Consider the following 2,401-nt stretch of genomic DNA (forward strand, 5'->3'; position numbering starts at 1 on the left):
GCTTTTTAATGTGATCTGCTCTTCAAATTTCTTGATATGATCCGAAAAATGAGGCACTTCTCTCTTGGCTCTTTCAATTAATGTTTTGGCTGAATTAGCCTTGGTGTTTAACCATCCGTAATTTTTACTTAAATTGCTCATAATATTTATATTTTATATCATGAGCTTAACGCTCCGGTAAGTTGAAATACTTCAGCTACCGGAGGTTGAGTTCAACATTCTGTATAAATCATGGCTGTTAGTAGGTTATTGTTCCTTCAGCTCTCTGTAGATAGTCCGTCAATCCGCACCTTAGATTTACGATATTGTATTTTAATAAGAAAGGAGGTAGAATAGTAAACCAGTCAATCCGCTAGATAAAATCTAGAATCCTTATAGGTACTATTCTATTTTTTAAGTACTCAAAACCTCAATAAGATATTAGTCTCGACTATTAAGGTCATTAGGAGTGTACTTAATCCCTTTATGTTTCATCCTTAAAAGTAAATCTATGAATTATTCTAATTTTATTGGTATTGATATTAGCAAAGCTAAAATTGACATCACTACTTTAAACACAGATGGTGAACTCAATCACTCAGTTTGTAAAAACAACTCTAAAAGTATTATTGTACATTTAAAGTCACTTAAAAGAAATGGCTTTGATATTGAAAACAGCTTGGTTGGTGCAGAGTTTACCGGACTTTATATTTTCTCCTTAGTTGAAGCTTGTAAAGCTATGGCTATTGATCTGTGGATTGAGAATGCTGCTCAGATCAAACACCGTTCGGGTATCTCTAGATCTAAAAATGATAAAATTGATTCTGAAAAAATAGCCATTTATGCTTTCCGATTTAAAGACTTAGTTAAATTATATAATAGAGATGATGAAGTTATTGAAGAACTCAAATTTTTATTAAATGAAAGAGATTTAATCTTAACAGACAAAACTAAATACACTGCTCAAATCAAAGATCAAAAAGGACATGTTCCTGACTCTTTCTACAAAAACAAAGTCAAACGATATAAGGCTATAATTAAAACGCTGGTCTTGCAGCTTAAATCAATACAGGATCAGATTGATCACCTCATAACTGGCGATGATAATCTAAAGCATCAGTTTAATCTATCTACCTCAATAACTGGAATAGGAACACAAGCAGCAATACAAACTATTGTGGCTACCAGAGGATTTAAAGACTTTTCAGACCCAAGAAAGTTCGCTTGTCACGCTGGTGTAGCTCCTTTTCAATTTATGTCTGGTAGCAGTTTAAAAACCAAAGCAAGAGTTTCTAAACGTGCTAATAAAAAATTAAAGCAAGTCTTTCATATGGCAGCCCTTTCAGCCATCCAGGTTGATGGGGAATTAAGAGATTACTACACTAGAAAAGTGGAAGAGGGAAAAAACAAAATGCTAGTTTTAAATGCGGTTCGGTCTAAACTCATTCATAGATTATTTGCGGTTATTCGTAACAATCAAAAATATGACAAAAACTACCTGAACTCTCTTGCTTTATCCATAAGATAAGGATTGACTTATTGATGAAAATTAATTTAATAAGCCAATCCTGCGGATTGCCTCGGTAGTTAACTGAAATTTTTATACTTTTAATCAGCCACGAATTTATACAGTGGCGTTGTAAATCATACAATTCTATATTGCCAATTAGTACTTTTAATATTAATGCACTAAAACTGTTCATTTACTAGTGCGTTTATTTTATTATCTTTGTGTAAATAGAAACAGCATGAATATTCAAGCCGAAAAACTCAGAATAATGAAAATGATTCTCGAAACTGATAATCCAACGATACTTGAATCAATTAAGAATCTATTTGTAAAACAACCAGATGCGGACTTTTGGACAACTCTCTCGGAGAATGAGAAAGAGGATATTCTAAAAGGAATAGAAGAGCTTGAAAAGGGAGAAGTAGTTAACTACAAAGACTTTATAGCAAAACACCGGTAATGAGAGAAATATTATTCTCGAAACGAGCATCTAATAAGTTAGAAAAGCTACTTGAATATCTTGAATTGGAATGGTCTCTGAAGGTCAAAAAAACTTTTATCGGTAAGCTTGACAAAGCATTTGTGCAAATTTCAAAATACCCAGAAAGTGCACCTAAATCAGATTTAGTAAAAGGACTTCATAGATTTGTTATATCGAAACAGACTACTATATACTATAAGTATGATAGCAAATCTATAAAAATTGTCACCTTTTTTGATAACAGGATGAATCCTAAAAGGCTCAGGAAGGATACCGAATAGACACGAATTACAATCGAGGTACTGTCTTTAAAAGCAAGTAAATAAATATAATTTTTCTAACTTTGTTCTAGCGAAAAGAGGACTTCAGGCGATTCTTTGCATGGAAGTTCATCTTGTGTAGCCTCAGTATCCGCTGGGGCTACTTGTTTT

The 2,401-nt window shown here is 32.8% G+C and carries 3 protein-coding genes; all 3 read left to right on the top strand.

The window, feature by feature from the left end; all coding sequences use genetic code 11:
* Positions 1 to 490 precede the first annotated feature (490 nt).
* The 3 genes from VFM92_RS05915 (at position 491) to VFM92_RS05925 (ending at position 2,251) form a co-directional block, all read left to right on the top strand.
* Positions 491 to 1,507: a transposase gene (locus tag VFM92_RS05915; protein WP_325121274.1), complete on the top strand. Its 1,017-nt coding sequence runs from the start codon at positions 491 to 493 to the stop codon at positions 1,505 to 1,507.
* Positions 1,508 to 1,757: 250 nt separating this feature from the next.
* On the top strand, positions 1,758 to 1,949 hold the full coding sequence (locus VFM92_RS05920) for a hypothetical protein (protein ID WP_325121275.1): 192 nt from the start codon (positions 1,758 to 1,760) through the stop codon (positions 1,947 to 1,949).
* Positions 1,949 to 2,251, top strand: a complete 303-nt coding sequence (locus tag VFM92_RS05925; RefSeq protein WP_325121276.1) for a type II toxin-antitoxin system RelE/ParE family toxin — start codon at positions 1,949 to 1,951, stop codon at positions 2,249 to 2,251. Before VFM92_RS05920 ends, VFM92_RS05925 begins: the two co-directional genes overlap by 1 nt.
* Positions 2,252 to 2,401: the final 150 nt, after the last annotated feature.

This window comes from Marivirga sp., assembly GCF_035704835.1.
Taxonomy (GTDB): domain Bacteria; phylum Bacteroidota; class Bacteroidia; order Cytophagales; family Cyclobacteriaceae; genus Marivirga.